General features: G+C 36.4%; 15 protein-coding genes. 5 read left to right on the top strand and 10 right to left on the bottom strand.

Annotation, left to right across the window (positions count from 1 at the left end; all coding sequences use genetic code 11):
* Positions 1–91: 91 nt before the first annotated feature.
* The 5 genes from ABS917_RS11900 to ABS917_RS11880 all read right to left on the bottom strand — a co-directional run bounded on the left by ABS917_RS11900 (position 92) and on the right by ABS917_RS11880 (position 3987).
* Complete coding sequence (locus tag ABS917_RS11900; RefSeq protein WP_350479176.1) at positions 92–496, bottom strand: VOC family protein; 405 nt, start codon at positions 494–496, stop codon at positions 92–94.
* A 21-nt stretch (positions 497–517) separates the two neighbouring features.
* Positions 518–961, bottom strand: a complete 444-nt coding sequence (locus ABS917_RS11895; RefSeq protein ID WP_350479175.1) for an AraC family transcriptional regulator — start codon at positions 959–961, stop codon at positions 518–520.
* A gap of 13 nt (positions 962–974) precedes the next feature.
* Positions 975–1418, bottom strand: a complete 444-nt coding sequence (locus ABS917_RS11890) for an aspartate aminotransferase (protein WP_350479174.1) — start codon at positions 1416–1418, stop codon at positions 975–977.
* 139 nt (positions 1419–1557) lie between these two features.
* Entirely contained in the window at positions 1558–3450 is a 1893-nt protein-coding gene (locus ABS917_RS11885; protein ID WP_350479173.1) for an N-acetylmuramoyl-L-alanine amidase, read from the bottom strand.
* A gap of 300 nt (positions 3451–3750) precedes the next feature.
* The gene (locus ABS917_RS11880; RefSeq protein WP_350479172.1) at positions 3751–3987 is read right to left on the bottom strand and encodes a hypothetical protein; all 237 of its coding nucleotides are present in this window, start codon (positions 3985–3987) and stop codon (positions 3751–3753) included.
* Positions 3988–4230: 243 nt separating this feature from the next.
* Between ABS917_RS11880 and ABS917_RS11875 the strand changes: the two genes are divergently transcribed.
* A complete protein-coding gene (locus tag ABS917_RS11875; RefSeq protein WP_350479171.1) occupies positions 4231–4857 on the top strand; it encodes a LysE family transporter in 627 nt (208 codons plus the stop codon).
* Between the two features lie 78 nt (positions 4858–4935).
* Positions 4936–6168 (top strand): MFS transporter, encoded by a 1233-nt coding sequence (locus ABS917_RS11870; protein ID WP_350479170.1) that lies wholly within the window; start codon positions 4936–4938, stop codon positions 6166–6168.
* A 55-nt stretch (positions 6169–6223) separates the two neighbouring features.
* On the opposite strand, the gene ABS917_RS11865 is transcribed toward ABS917_RS11870, so the two are convergent.
* On the bottom strand, positions 6224–6487 hold the full coding sequence (locus tag ABS917_RS11865) for a YqhV family protein (RefSeq protein ID WP_420820144.1): 264 nt from the start codon (positions 6485–6487) through the stop codon (positions 6224–6226).
* Positions 6488–6672: 185 nt separating this feature from the next.
* On the opposite strand from ABS917_RS11865, the gene ABS917_RS11860 reads away from it, so the two are divergent.
* Entirely contained in the window at positions 6673–7923 is a 1251-nt protein-coding gene (locus tag ABS917_RS11860) for an MFS transporter (RefSeq protein WP_350479168.1), read from the top strand.
* A gap of 96 nt (positions 7924–8019) precedes the next feature.
* Here the strand turns inward: ABS917_RS11860 and ABS917_RS11855 are convergent, their stop codons facing one another.
* Both ABS917_RS11855 and ABS917_RS11850 read right to left on the bottom strand, forming a co-directional pair.
* Positions 8020–8913 (bottom strand): stalk domain-containing protein, encoded by an 894-nt coding sequence (locus tag ABS917_RS11855; protein WP_350479167.1) that lies wholly within the window; start codon positions 8911–8913, stop codon positions 8020–8022.
* A 55-nt stretch (positions 8914–8968) separates the two neighbouring features.
* Positions 8969–9751 carry an N-acetylmuramoyl-L-alanine amidase gene (locus tag ABS917_RS11850; protein WP_350479166.1) on the bottom strand — a complete coding sequence of 261 codons (783 nt, stop codon included), beginning with the start codon at positions 9749–9751 and terminating at the stop codon, positions 8969–8971.
* A gap of 190 nt (positions 9752–9941) precedes the next feature.
* On the opposite strand from ABS917_RS11850, the gene ABS917_RS11845 reads away from it, so the two are divergent.
* On the top strand, positions 9942–10871 hold the full coding sequence (locus ABS917_RS11845; protein ID WP_350479165.1) for an EamA family transporter: 930 nt from the start codon (positions 9942–9944) through the stop codon (positions 10869–10871).
* A 537-nt stretch (positions 10872–11408) separates the two neighbouring features.
* Here ABS917_RS11845 and ABS917_RS11840 read toward each other — a convergent pair.
* Entirely contained in the window at positions 11409–12428 is a 1020-nt protein-coding gene (locus tag ABS917_RS11840) for a serine hydrolase domain-containing protein (protein WP_350479261.1), read from the bottom strand.
* 444 nt (positions 12429–12872) lie between these two features.
* Positions 12873–13754, bottom strand: coding sequence for a helix-turn-helix domain-containing protein (locus ABS917_RS11835; RefSeq protein ID WP_350479260.1), 882 nt, complete (start codon positions 13752–13754; stop codon positions 12873–12875).
* A 195-nt stretch (positions 13755–13949) separates the two neighbouring features.
* Here ABS917_RS11835 and ABS917_RS11830 point away from each other — a divergent pair, with 195 nt between their 5' ends.
* A complete protein-coding gene (locus ABS917_RS11830) occupies positions 13950–14633 on the top strand; it encodes a VOC family protein (protein WP_350479164.1) in 684 nt (227 codons plus the stop codon).
* The last annotated feature ends 847 nt before the right edge of the window (positions 14634–15480 follow it).

Below are 15480 nucleotides of genomic sequence, written 5' to 3'. Positions count from 1 at the left end.
TATGTACGGAACAGAACAAGAAAAGATTCATTATTACATAAAAAACTTAGTAAGGAATTTATCCATACTAAGTTCTGTAAAGAAGTTATTATCATTTATCTTTATATGCAGGGCTCAGTTCGCTCCACACATCGAATAAATTTTCATCCAAATCATAAAAAACAAAATTTCTTCCAGCATGTCCGCGATCTTCAATCTCACCGACTTTTACACCGCTTTGCTGTAATTCTTTATACAATACTGTTAAAGAGTTTAATCCATCAACTTCAAATGTTATTGAAAAACGTTCGTTTCCAAACTTATCTTTAAAATTGGCACTTTCATTTTCATTCGACTTCACTAGAAAAAAACTTTGATTTGCAAAGTTTAATATAGCTTTATCCGTGTCTTTGTAACTTAAAACCGCTTCCAAGTTCTTCACATACCATTCAGCAGATTGATCCACATCCGTTACCGGGATGTAAGTTGTTCCGACTCTCACTAATTTATCGCCCATTTTTCTTCTCCCTTTTAAATTCTACGCAATGATTGGTAAATAGATTTCTACTTCTTCCCCTTCGCTGACAGGGTGATAAGTTTCAATAATATAAGAATCAAGATCTCTTTTATAACCTTGCGCTGTTCCCCAATTCAGCAAATTTTCATGAAGTTTATCCAACTCCATTATGTTCCCTCTTGTCGTGATATAATGGTTATTCGTCTCTAAATAATCCATTCCTGTCGGGATTCTCTTCACTCTCTCGCGAACGATAAGTCCTACATAGAAATTGCCTGTCGTATGGTCGGCACTCTTTTTAGGTTCAAACAATGCGATTTCACTTTCAATCTGGTAGTCGATCTCATCAGAACGGCTTAATAACCGTTTTGCAAGCAATGGTACTTCACTTCCAAAGTTTTGAAACTCCCCACTACCCTTTAAGCCAACCAACTTGAACTCTTTTTTTATCATTTTGAACGTCATTTACATCACCGCTCTATTCATATTTTTTTATCCATTCTTCCAGCAATGTACGATCAAATGGTTCTTTCAATTTTAGATAGCCGCTTGTCATGACTCCTGCATCTTGTTCCCTGTTTACAATATCATTGTCGTAAATCGTATAAGTGATCGACTTCATAAGTGCTTGATCAGAGAATTTAATTTGATAGTTAGAAGTTGTTTCTTTTCCTTTACGTACCGACTCGGTTGGCATCGTTTCGAGCAGGCGGTAAAGCTCTTTTACTTCATCCATATTATAAGAAACAGAAGAATCATTAGATGGATATTTAGCAACTGTGACCTTTGTTAAATCTCTGCTATCCACAAAACTCACTTCATTCAACTCTTTTGATAACTGATACATTTCATATTGATTCCACAAATAATAAACACCTAAAACAAATCCAATTAATAAGACTATTTTTATTGACTGCTTCATTTCATCCCCCATTATATAAAAGTTAACGTTAATAAATTTTACCATATTTTTCTTGTAAACCTTTAATATACTTCAATACAATTTGAAATAAAAAATAGCTTAGTTCTTTAAAAAGAACTAAGCTATTGAACAGCATATTTTATTTTCTGTAGTAATCAACAATCCCGTTATAAATAGATTGTGCATAGATTTCTACATACTTGTCATTGATTAATTTTTTACGGTCTTCTGCATTTGAGATAAACCCAAGTTCTACTAATACAGAAGGAATGATCATATTGCGAGTCACATAATACTGTGCTTCTTTTACTCCACGGTTTTTCATATCCGCATTTTTGACGATTTCATTATTGATATACGTCGCAAGCTTTTTATCCTCTTCATACTGGTCACCTGTTGTAATGCTGTAGTACGTTTCAGTACCTTTTGCACTTGTAGATGTCGCCGAATTTACGTGAATGCTTACATAAACTTCACCGAACTTGTCATTCGTAAACTTCACGCGGTCCTGAAGGGATGGATACGTATCTCCTGAACGTGTAGTATATACAGTTGCGCCGTTCGCTTCAAGTTTTTGTTTGACAAGATTGCCAACTTTTAAAACGATCGCTTTTTCAGTACTACCAGAGTTAACAGCACCCGGATCTTTACCACCGTGCCCTGGGTCTAAAATAATAATACGGTCTTTAATAGGACTGCCTTTTTCGTTCACTAGTTTAATGTACGATTTGTGCACATAGCCTGTATCTTTGCCCGCTGTTACTTTTGCCCAATAGCCATTAATGGAATGTACCGCAATTACTGTTCCTTTTGATAGCTTTTTAATTGTCGCTGATGATCCTGATGCCGATTTACGCATGTTTAAACTCGCAACCGTTACTTTACCCGTTGTGCCGGATGTTACAACAGGATTGTTGTTGTCCGAATCCGTTTCCGATGGTGGCGGATTCACATTTGAACCTCCTACATCCGTTGTGCTATTTTTTACAATATAGCCTGGAATTCCACCTACTGTTGTTAAATAATATCCGTCAATTTCTTTATAGACTGACAATGTTGACCCGGCTGAAATTTGTTTAATTTTTTTCGATGACGATGTCGGTTTGTAATACAGATTTATAATTGTATTTGTCTTGACAGCTTTAATTGATGGTCCAATGGCACTGCCATCTTGTTCAAGGAATTTGGCATATGATTTACTGATATAACCGTAATATCCTTGATAAGAAACTTTTAACCAATTACCTTCCACAGCATACACCGATAACTTACCACCCGTATTTACTCTGCCAATCACTGCACTTGATGTTGTCGGCTTTGTACGAACATTTAAGCCATCTGTTGTTACTGATACAAGACCAATTACTTGTGTCGTATCAACTGAATCAAGGTGTTCGGGTAAGGCTAGTCGGAATTCATCGCTTTTTGCTCGCGCAATAAATGATGCAAACTGTGCTCGTGTAACCGAGCCCTTTGGCATATATTTGCCATCACTACCTTTTGTAATCCCATTATAGTAGATTGCTTTAATATACGGAGCATATGTATTCGAACTCGATACATCTGGGAAGTACACCGGTAAATCTTTATAGTCACTTACATTTAAATTAAATGCGATAGATAACACGTGACTCATTTCTTCACGAGACAAAGTGGCATTAGGAGAAAATTTCCCTGATGTTTTAGTAAATAATCCTAATTGACGTGCACGTTCGATGTATGTCGATTGTTCTGTCCCGACTTTAACATCAGTGTACGAGGAATTAGTTACTTTTAGTGGACTTTTACCTGCAGCAATAACTGCCATTTTCGCAGCTTGTGCACGCGTCACACTCATGTTGGGTTTGTAGTACGTTTTGCCATTTTCCTGATATCCTTTAATCGCCCCAAGGCTAATTAAATACTGGATCTCATCATAAGTGGCATCGGTTGTCGCAACATCTGCAAATACTACTTTAGCTGATGTCGGTGTAACAGCTAGTGTACAAACGAGGAAGATTGCAACAACCAATGTAATCAGTTTTTGATTCATTGTTCCCTATCCTTTCATAAGCTGTCCCCCTCATTGTATAGTACAAAACCGGAAAAAAATAGAGGTAAATCCATATTTAATGTCAAAATCTTGTTACATTCTAATTACAAAAAGATTACACTACACAATAAATCAGGTTTGTAAAGTGGAAGTAAAGGGTAAATAGCCTATTTAACATTGTTGTAATAGAGCGAATTGTCGGTGTTTTTTTGACTGACAAAAAAAGAATCCTGTCCGTAATATTTCGGACAAATGGATTCTTTTTGAGTCTATAAATTTTTTGTGAATTCTCTTTATTTATTAGAATTTAATAGAAAATTGTTTTGCAATTGTACGAATCTCTTCAATTTTTTCCGGCTTTAAATATTCCATCATTTTTGGAACAAACTGTTCAACGTCCTCTTTAGTAAATGTACCTTCATCCTGCTTTTTAAAATTTTCAGCAAGTAAAGCTTTTGCTTCCTCCATCTTGTCCTCTTTTACTCTTTGTAAAATGAAGTTCGAAAACATTTCCTGCATATTTTTATCTATTTGCATAATGATTGCCTCCCTATAAATTTAATTTTGTGTAAATCATCATTACTTTAAAATTATAACAATAAATCCAATTAATAATCTATGTATTGAATATAAATCTAATTAAACGACTAAGCATCCTCCCCCCTTAATTAAAAAGAATAAAATTCCCCAAAATAAATATTCAGCTCAGCCTATTACTAGTCCTAAAAAACCTAACCACCGAATAAAATGCACAAATATGTAATTAATGGAGGACAATTTATGAATTCAATATTTACCTATATTTTTTTAGGCATAACTATGGCCGCTACATTTGGACCTGTTAAGAACGTCCTTTTAAATACAGGTTTAAAGAACGGGTTTTTTCATGCCTGGTTTTTCAGTCTTGGTGCATTGACCACTGACATTGTCTATATGTTCGTCGTTTATTTTGGAGTTGGAAAATTTATTGATTCTATACTTTTACAAACAATACTTTGGTCTTTTGGTTGCTTCGTTCTTTTGTACACAGGGATAGAAAGCTTACTAACGCTACATAAAATTGAAATGAATTCAAAAACCGGACGGATTGTAAGGTTAAGACATTCGTTATTAGCTGGAATATTAATGTCTTTGTTGAACCCAATAACAATCCTTTTTTGGCTAGGAATTTATGGCTCTATCCTCGCAAAAACAGCGGGTATCGCTACAGGAATTGACATCATAATAATTAGTAGCGCCATATTGTTCGGCATTATTTTAGTGGATTTTCTATATTCATTTTTGTCCAGTGTCGCCCGCAAATTATTATCAATTAAGCTATTGAAAACTGTAACCGTTTTTTCATCCATATTTATGATTGGATTCGGAATCTACTTTGGAAAACAGGCTTTTCATTTGTTATTTTAATTGTTGTAGCTTTGAGTATAAAATGAACACATAAGGAAACCATACCTAAATAAATATATAATTATTCGAGGTGTGGTAATGGATAAAAATAAGGGACATGTAAGTATATGGTGTATTGTAAGTCTGACTTCTATTCCTCTCATCATGACTTTAGGAAATTCAATGCTTATTCCAGTGCTCCCAATATTAGAAGACAAAGTCGGTATTACATCATTTCAATCGAGCATGATCATTACTAGCTATTCAGTCGCAGCAATTTTTCTTATTCCAGTAGCAGGCTATCTATCTGATCGCTTTGGCAGGAAAATCGTAATATTACCAAGTCTGATCTTAGCTTTAATCGGCGGGCTAATCGCAGGATTCGCTTCATGGAAAATGGATGATCCTTATACAATGATTATTATAGGCAGAATCATCCAAGGTATTGGTGCTGCCGGAGCGATGCCAATCGTTCTACCTCTTGTAGGTGACCTGTATCAAGACGACGATGAGAAAATCAGTTCTACTTTAGGCATCATTGAAACGTCCAATACGTTCGGCAAGGTTTTGAGTCCAATTTTAGGTTCAGTCTTTGCTGCTATATTATGGTTCCTTCCGTTCTTTTCTATATCTGCACTAAGTCTAATTTCCATTGCTCTTATATTCTTCTTTGTAAAAGTACCTAAAGATAAGGATGAACCTTTGAAGTTTAAGGAATTTATACGTAATACGAAAGAAGTTTTCAAGGATGAAGGAAAATGGTTGTATACGGTATTCCTTAACGGGGTCCTTGTAATGCTCATATTATTCAGTATGTTATTTTTCTTATCAGAAAACCTGGAAAAAGTTCATGATATTACAGGGATAAAGAAAGGTTTTGTACTGGCCATCCCCCTTTTACTTCTATGCATCTCCTCTTATATTTCCGGTCGGAAAATTAAAGGCGATTTATCTAGAATGAAGAAAATTATTGTGGCTTCCCTGATTGCAATGTCTATCAGCATTGCCTTCGTTGGATTTACAAGCAAAAAACTAATCCTCTTATTAATTGTAACAAGTATCGTGGGAATAGCCATTGGCGCATTACTGCCTGCCTTAGACACCATTATTACAGATAATATAAGAAAAGAATTACGCGGTACTGTTTCTTCATTCTATAGCTCTGCCAGATTTATCGGTGTTGCAGCAGGTCCGCCTATTATGTCACTCGTCATGAAAAATCATCTCAATACTAGCTATATCACTGCAGGTATATTAGGATTAATTCTTTTATTATTTGTCTTGAAGTTCATTAAAGTAGATGAAATCGGAAAATCAAAAGAATCAGCATAAAAAATATGGACCTAACAGCAAGTAAAAGCTGCATAGGTCCATTTTTATCGTAATTTCATGCAGATTTTAAACTAAACAGAATCAGGGAAATTCCGCAGAAAAGGCAAATTATTCGTGTCAGCGAAATTTTTTCTGCCAGACCAAGCAATGCTAGTGCTGTTGTCACAATTAAGACAACCGGACCGACCAGGGCAAGTAGCGTATTAATATAAAAGGCTTTTTCTAAATCATTGAATTTAAACATTAAAGCAGCAGCTGTTAACTCTATACTTCCAGACATAATTCTTAAAGCAATGATAATAATGAGTGCCTTGTCCATAAATGCAAACACATCCTTGCTAGTATTGTTACCTAACATATGCAATCAAACCAAGAAATATATTTATAAAAACATAGGATGAATCTTTTGATAGCAATAAATTTCAAAACAATCTGAAAATACAATTTTACATATAATACATTTCTATTTAAAATTAAAATATAGTAAATAAAGGCGGTGTTCAGTTGAAAAAAATTCACTATAGCTGGATTATTCTTGCTATATCATTCTGCTCCATTATTGCCGCCGGGATTGCGATGGCATCATCCGGGGTTTTCTTAACTCCTTTTGAACAAGAGTTCGGCTGGGATCGTCAAGTGATTTCCCTAGCCTTTGGAATCAGCTTGTTTTTCTATGGATTTGCAGGACCATTCATGGCAGCATTACTTCAAAAATTCGGATTAAAGAAGATGATGCTCGCTTCAATGGGGACGCTTCTGATCGGTCTTCTATTAATTTTCCTGATGAATCAATCCTGGCAACTGATTATTATTTGGGGAGTGATTATCGGGCTTGGCTCCAGCCTGTTTTTAACGGTTTTAAGTCCATATGTAGCGAATCACTGGTTTAAAGAAAAAAGAGGGCTTGCTACAGGGATTTTAACTGCAAGTACTGCAATGGGTCAGTTAATACTCCTCCCTGTATTAGCCACTATTATCGAAAATCACTCGTGGCGATGGGCAATCGGTTTAATTATTGTGATTAGCGCTGTGATGTTTTTCCTCATCTTTTTATTTATGAGAAACACACCAAAAGAAATCGGCATCCTTCCATATGGACAGACAGAGAATGTAGCGGTCGCGGATGTTCAAACAAAAGGCAATCCCATTGTTCTGGCATTTAAAGGGTTGGCCGAAGCTATACGTGCTAAAGAATTTTGGTTATTGGCAGGAAGTTTCTTTTTTTGCGGCTTCTCAACAAACGGACTTGTCGGGACTCATTTTATTTCATACTGTATTAGCTTCGGTATACCTATTGTTACTGCGGCTTCCTTGCTCTCATTTATGGGCGTTTTCAATATGGTAGGAACGACTCTTTCCGGTTGGCTGTCCGATCGTATTGATAATCGCTGGCTTCTGTTTTGGTATTACTTGTTTAGAGGCGCTTCTCTTGTCTTGCTGCCTTTTGCTCTAATGGAAGGCAATCTGACTTGGATCCTTGTTTTTTCTGTATTTTACGGATTGGATTGGGTGGCAACTGTACCGCCGACCATCAATCTTTCAAGACAAATATTTGGAGTACATAAAAGTGCGATTATTTACGGGTGGATTTTTGCATCTCACCAAGTAGGTGCTGCATCTGCCGCATATGGTGGGGGGATGTTATATTCCTATTTTAATACTTATACTTGGGCATTTTTCATGGCCGGTGTCTGCTGTGTAATGGCAAGTTTATTTGTAATATTAATAAAGAAACAGCCTCGCTCTATCCATTAAAACTTGGTGCTTTGATTTTTTCAAAGCACCTTTTTATATTAAAAAAGACTAAAATTCACAAATATATGAATTTTAGCCCCTGCCAAATATTTAATTTTAGTGCAGTAATTCTTTAACAAAATCATACTCTATATATGTTTTGTTTTCTTCCAGTAACGCTGGTGCAACGTCAAAATGTTTAAGTGCACGATTATGGCCATATGTTTTCTCACCACGTGTAATTGTGTAAGATAATGCATCTCTTGAGATGACCGCGCCATTTCCTGTCGAAGCGACTTTAAAGCCAAGTTCTTCAGCGACAATGCGTAACGGTACCATGATTTTGCCATCGACTTCTTTATAATCTTCACCAATTATTTCCTGTATTTTTGGTGCAATTTCAGGGATTTCTACTTCTTCTTCAAGTTTTGGGAATACGATGATTTTTTCTGGTGCTGTCTGTGCTGGAATACTCTTTGTTGTTGGTCCGTAAAATACAATTGCGCTGAAGTTTTTCAATTCCTTAGCAGACACTTTTTCGCCTTTTGCATTAAAAATGACCGATTCCTCATTTAAATTCAGCTTCAATTTTCCATCATCACTTAAGAAGTTTTCGTCAAACTGTGCCACCTTTACTGAGTTGGCAGTATCATCTTTTTCCACAATAACTACAGGTGGTGCATATTGCGGCGGATAAATTAAAATCATTGGCTGATCCGCGTAAATTGAAAGTGAAATCGTATCACCAATTTTCAGTTCAACTTTATCGCCATGTTCATCAAAAACAAGTGTTTTGTCATCTACATAGAAATTGAACACATTGTCATCTAGTTCTGCCGTAAATAATTTGGCATTTTCCCTCTGTTCGACTGCAGTAATATTCCCGCGGTGTTGGATAAATGTTCCTGCTTTTTCCACTTCTTCAGTCCCTTCTGTTGTTGACTGATCAGCGTAAGCAGTAACAGTTCCGAGTAACAGTACAGATAATGCTAAAGGTACAATTTTTTTCATATAGTTCCATCCTTTCGGTAATTTCACTACATTAGTCGATTTAAAGGAAAAAAGGTTACATATTCGAGTTATTTTTTTTAAATTGCAATGTTGTTAGCGCAATATAATCGTATAACGTTAATTTGCCACGATCGAAGTTTTCCAACCATAGTGGCTGAAACGCTCCCATTTGAACACCTTGTTTAAGTTGTTTACGAACAGCTTCTTTATCGTTGAAAATTGTTTCCACCTTTTGTTGTAATGCCTTGCTCGTAATCGTTTGCGGGTCTGGTGTCGGTTTTACTGGTGCTGCCGGCGTTGGTGTTACCGTATTTGGAAAATAACTTATTAATGTCTCGGCAATCGCTTCAATTATTTGATTTTTATTTGACCGGTATAGCTTTACATCTTGCTCTGAATTGACAAAACATACTTCTATGATGATGGCCTTTTTCGTTGTGCCATTTAAAAACACCAAGTTCGTACGCTGTTTTGCCCCGCGATCTTTTAACTTCCCTGCTTTCGCAATTTCGCTGCTCATCTTTTGCGCAAATGATGAAATAGAAGGATTCACATACAGCACTTCTGTTCCGATTCCTTCTTTTTGCTGTGTTGGTGCAGAATTAAAATGAATGCTGACATCAAGTTCCCGTTGAGTTGCGTTATGCTGCTTCACTAAATACGCCAAATTTTGCTGCTGGTTTTTAGATTGCTTATCAATAATTACGTTGACCTGAACACCTTTTTGCTGCAATTTTTTCCCGAGCCCCTGCACAAGCGAGACCGTCTCTTCACCTTCATCCATGTAACCTGAGGCGCCTGTCCTCTTTCCGTAATGACCTGCACTAATTGTTAGCATCGTTTTACACCTCCTTTTTCTATCTATATGTCCTTAAGTGTACAAAGAAAGGGACATTGCGGTTTTTTTATTATATTAAAATAGCAGTTAGGTTTTAAAACATTGAAATACAATCATCCAAATAGCGATATAGTAATTCAAATAATAATTCGTTACAATAAAGTAATTATATATAATGTGAGGGTTTGGCATGAAAAACAAACGAATGATTGGCTTTTTATTAGTTGTGAGTGGCAGTTTTTTCTGGGGTATCGGCGGAACGATGGCACAACAACTGTTTTCTCTTGGCATTGAAGTGAACTGGCTTGTGTCAACACGCCTTGTCATTGCCGGTATCCTTCTTTTAATTGCCCAGGCAATATTTAAAGATCGAGGGCAAATTTTCAAGATTTGGCGGGAGAAACGGGATGCATTCCGCTTACTCGTTTTCGCGATTATTGGAATGCTTGGGGTTCAGTATACATATATGGCTTCCATTAAAGAAGGCAATGCAGCGGTCGCAACATTATTGCAATACTTGGCACCCGTTATGATTATTATTTGGTTGACGGTGCGTGGTTTGTCCAGATTCACGAAAAAAGATGCGGTCACAATTGTGCTAGCTCTTTGCGGAAGCTTCTTTTTATTAACAAACGGTTCACTTTCCGCGTTTGCCGTACCGCTCCCTGCAATTATTTGGGGGGTATTGTCCGGGGTGACTCTTGCATTTTATACGCTCTATGTCATTCCCTTATTAAAACGCTTCGACTCACTTGTCGTTGTCGGCTGGGCAATGTTCCTAGCCGGATTGACAATGAGTTTTGTGCAGCCGCCATGGGATGTGGATGTTTCAGTATGGACAGGTGCAACTGTCTTTTATCTGGTCGTTGTTATTATTTTCGGTACAATGCTGGCATTCTGGTTTTACATCGAAAGTCTTCAAACTCTTACTGCCAAAGAAACGAGTCTGCTTGGCAATATTGAACCGATGACTGCCGTGCTGGCAACAGTTTTATGGTTGAAAGAACCGTTCGGCGGATTTCAGTGGCTCGGAACTTCGCTGATTTTGGTGATGATGGTTTATATAGCATTGAAGGCGGATCGGGAAAAGGTTGAGGATGAAGCAGTGGTAGACATTTGATATAGAAAGTGCTCGCATGGAAAGTGCGGGCGCTTTTTTGGCTGGAGGGGTTATAGTTTTGCGAAATCTTCCGCAGAATTCGGAAGCGTATTTGAAAATTCTGGTGTAGGGTACGATTTTTAAGTTAGTTTCCGGGAAATATTAGGGTCTGCTGAAGATGTTATGGTTTTTATTAGAACATTGGCGACTGTTATTAGAAGAGTTGAACAGTTTATTAGAACATTTCGAATAGATATTGGAAAACTCAGTTGTGGAGTACGACTTCGATTGAATTCCCCGGCAATATTGAGGGTAATTTGATGGTGTTATGTTTTTATTAGAACAATAGCTGTAGTTATTAGAAAATCTGAGAGTGATATTAGAACATCTATTGAGGCTATTTGAACATTTTAATGGGTTATTAGAACATTGAACGATTATATTAGAAATTCGGTATTATATTAGAACTTTTCACGATTTATTAGAAGATCAAAGCTGGATATTAGAAAACCGTACACCAAAGTAAAAACCAACTAGCCTCAGCTAGTTGGCTCCATACTAAATATTTTCAATTTCCTTAAATACGTCAAAAGCGCCTTCACTTTTATTAGAACAAACAACACTAATCAAACCACTTTCCGGATAATATGCTGAGTGGAAGCTCACGCCGGGGTCATAGCCCATCACATGATATTTTGAGATACTATCTTCCTTCTTATCTATCCATACACCATAGCCGTAATAGCGGTCGTAGTCGTTATCGGTATTTATATATGGCGTTAACAATTGCTTCGTCATCGTTTCGCTTAAAAGTTCAAACTTCATCAATGCTTGCCAGAAACGATGCATATCTTCCGCAGTGACAAAAGCTCCGCCGTCCGCCCCGCCTTTTACAGGAACAGAATAAATATTCGATTTCCATTCACCGTTTTCCTCATCAATATAGCCAAGTGCTGTATTTGAAGGCAGTGCATCCAGTTCAAAGTATCCTGATTGCTCCATATGTGCACGCTTGAATATATTTTCAATCACATACTTGTCAAAGCCCTTGCCGCTCACCAGTTCAACGACAAGACCGAGCAGTATATAGCCTGCATTATTATAATGGAAGCGCTCGCCTACTTTCAACTTCATCGGTTCATTCTGGAATAGCGGTAAAAAATCACGGCCGTTTCGCATCAAATACATCGGCTGATTCACCCATAAATCCGCAAATTCCTCCATTACTTCTTCGTCAAAGTAATCAGGGATACCCGCTGTATGGGTTAACAGGTGGTGGATAGTGATTTCCTCATCGAATCGGGGAAACGGAATGTTTAAAATATCGGATAACTTCGATGCAAATGAAAGCTGCCCCTTCTCTATAAGCTGGCAAATCGCTACGGCTGTAAAGATTTTGCACCCGGAAGCAATTCCGAATCGCGTGTCCTCATTATTTAAAATACTATGTGTACAATTTGCAAAACCGTTACTGTATTGCTGTATAAAATCATTATTCCGTTTCACTAAAACATTGCCTGAAAAATCAATTTTGTTTATAACTGCTTTTACTTTTTCGCTTAACATATTCATATTCATTTTCATCTTAATCCCCTTCAAATTTTGAATGATTTCAGATAAAAACTGGTTAACTATTATTTTCCGAATGATATTTTCGGAATAACAAAACTTGGCAATTCCATTTTACCATAGGAGCCAATAATCATATATAAAATTTTAAACTAAAAAAATGCCGTGTATAACACCCTTCCTTATTTAAACATGCGTATCTTCTCTAGCACATTGCATTATGTATAATGTCTTGCAGTACCGTCTCTACCATGTTGATTGTCTTCTTAGTTTACATAAAATTCTTATTGTATTCATAAAAAAGCAGGCATTTAAAATACGCGTGCTTGGATATTTAACGATTCAGCAACAGATTTCGGTTAACTCTCATATTTAAAATGGAACAGATATGGCCTTTGAATTATTAAATAAAAAAACGCAAATCCAATGAACTGGAAATGCGCCCTATTTTATTTATTCCTCATTAAAATCTAAATTACTTGGTTGTTTTGGCAAATGTTCAACGTCAAGCATATTTGTTGTCGGCACTTTTTTCGTTACTTCCTCAAATCGGAAGCCATCAGCCCAAACCTTTCCTTGACCTATAAGTAAAACTCCGAAGAAAATAGAAGAGCTGTCACCCGGAACATCCAACACGATTGAATAATGATTCCAATTTGACGTTCCGTGAATTGATCGATTGTCCATATTGTCAAATTGAATTGTATCTCCCATGGCATTATCAATTCGAAGCCAAGCCCCGCATTTCAAAACATCCTCCGTTTTCAGGAAACACGAAAGCTTTAATCGTTTCCCCTTATAGTCATCCGCTTGAAAACCCTGCATCATCGTAGCAAAGTGCTGCTCATTTAATACACCTTTTGAATAGAGTAATCCTGATTTTGTCCCTGTATGAAAAACATCTGAATCTAATGTTATTTCATATAATTCAGGGTTAGATCCACTTAAACTCCATCCTTTTATCTCTTTACTTTCATTCATTTCTTTTTCCTCCTCCATCATTTGTATTGATCGCATAAGCTTTCGATATTTTCCTGGTGGCAAAAAGTACACTTCTTTAAAAGCTCTCGTAAATGCTTCCTGTGATTGAAAATGAAATAAGAAGGCAATCGTTAATATTGTTTCATTGGAATGCAGAAGAAGCATTGCAGCGGTAGCTAATCGCCGCTCACGAATATATTCACCGATTGACTTACCAGTTTCATGCTTAAAAATGCGCAATAAATGGTATTTTGAATATCCAATGACTGATGGGAAAGTATCCAGTTGAATTTCTTCTGTTAGATTACTTTCAATAAATGCAATGACTCTTTGCGTTACTTCACTGTAGTACAACTTGCTCACCTCAAAATCATCATAACGAATGGAGAGAAAAATTTTTTGATAAATCTTGCTCAAGTTTTTTATCCATATTTTAACATAAAATTCCTATTACAAATGAGCAAAGCAAAAATTCAGTCTATTTAACGATTCGTATATGACGAATACATGGTAATTTAAATTTATAAAATATTGGAAGAAGGAAAACGTATGATTATTAAACATGTTACGATGTACGCTTCAAACTTTGATGCAACAAAACAATTTTATTTAGTTAGGCTGCAATTCCCTCTACTTTCAGAAGAACCGGATCGTTTTACAATGAATGTCGGGGAAACGGCTGTCACCTTCATTGAGGCTCCTTTTAACGAAAAACCATTCTATCATTTTGCTTTTGATATCCCTTCAAATCAATTTGAAGAAGCGAAAGAATGGACTAAAGGAAAAGTAACATTATCGAAAGAACAAGGTGAAGATGAAGTTTATTTTGAAGGAATTGATGCGAAATCTATTTACTTTGAGGACCCTGCAGGTAATATTGTAGAATTTATTTGCCGTCTTTCAGATGCTAAACAAAGTACAGCACCGTTTACCGCTTCATCTCTTCAAAAAGTGTCGGAGATGAGTATTGTCGTAAAGGATAAATTAAATTCAGTATCGGTATTTCATGAAGTTTCGATTTTTGAACGGGACCATAAAGGAATATCGGCAGAAGGTTTAACATTTATGGGAAGACGTGAAGATGCATCCTACCTTTTATTCGTAAATGAGGGCCGCACATGGTTCTTCTCAAATAAGAATGCTGAAGTGTTCCCAGTTGAGGTTTTATTAACGGATGGAGTATTGTTGAAAATTGATGAAAATCTGAAATTGGTGAGTTTGGATCTTGCTTGAAGATACTTACGATAATAAAACGAGCTTGGTCCTACAAGCTCGTTTGTGCAATATGTATTATACTCTGCATAACTAAATCGATATCATTGTCATCCCTAATAACAAATAAATGGTCGGCCTCCTTTTCTGTTGGATCCACTATTTCTTCTATTAGAGATTCTTTATGTTGCCTAACAAGCAGTTCTTCAAAATTTGTAATAGATTCTCTAAATATATTTGTACTTCTTTGACTATGTTTTACTCTAGAATGGAGTACACCATCCGATATATCAAAGTGAATCAATATGCGGAGAAATGCTTCAGCTGGGAATAGTTCCTCAAGTAAATACATTCGACCTTTGAGGCTTCTATTCGAGTTACAAATAATAAGATGAAAATCTGTATGTTCTTTGGAATAATCGACAATTAATTTAGAGAGCGCATGTTTAAGTATATTTGGTCCTTCATCTCGTTTAACGCAAACACACCAATACCACCGCCATCATACAACATTTCCATCACTCCATCTCGATAGAACGCCTACTTTATATCTTTTTGGCATATTTCTACCTCACACGACATTTATTTAAAAACCTAAAAGATTTAAAAAGTAAGCTGCTCCACCAAAAATGAGAAGCATCAACGCGACTTTGTTTAAAGACACCTGCTCCATAAGGGGAGTATGCGTTGAGCGATTCGATGAAAAAATGGACCACCAGCTTGGATCGGGGTATTGATGTGAAATCCCTATCCATAACAGAAAAAATAGTAAAACTAAAAAACAATAGATTTTCATCTGAATCACCTTTAAAATACTTTCATATAAGATTCCTTAGCTTACTTTTAAAATAAAAACGCACTCCTTAGC

The organism is Solibacillus sp., from assembly GCF_040273735.1.
Taxonomy (GTDB): domain Bacteria; phylum Bacillota; class Bacilli; order Bacillales_A; family Planococcaceae; genus Solibacillus.
Note: the sequence above shows the minus strand (reverse complement) of the source record. Positions and strands in the feature narration are given on the sequence as shown.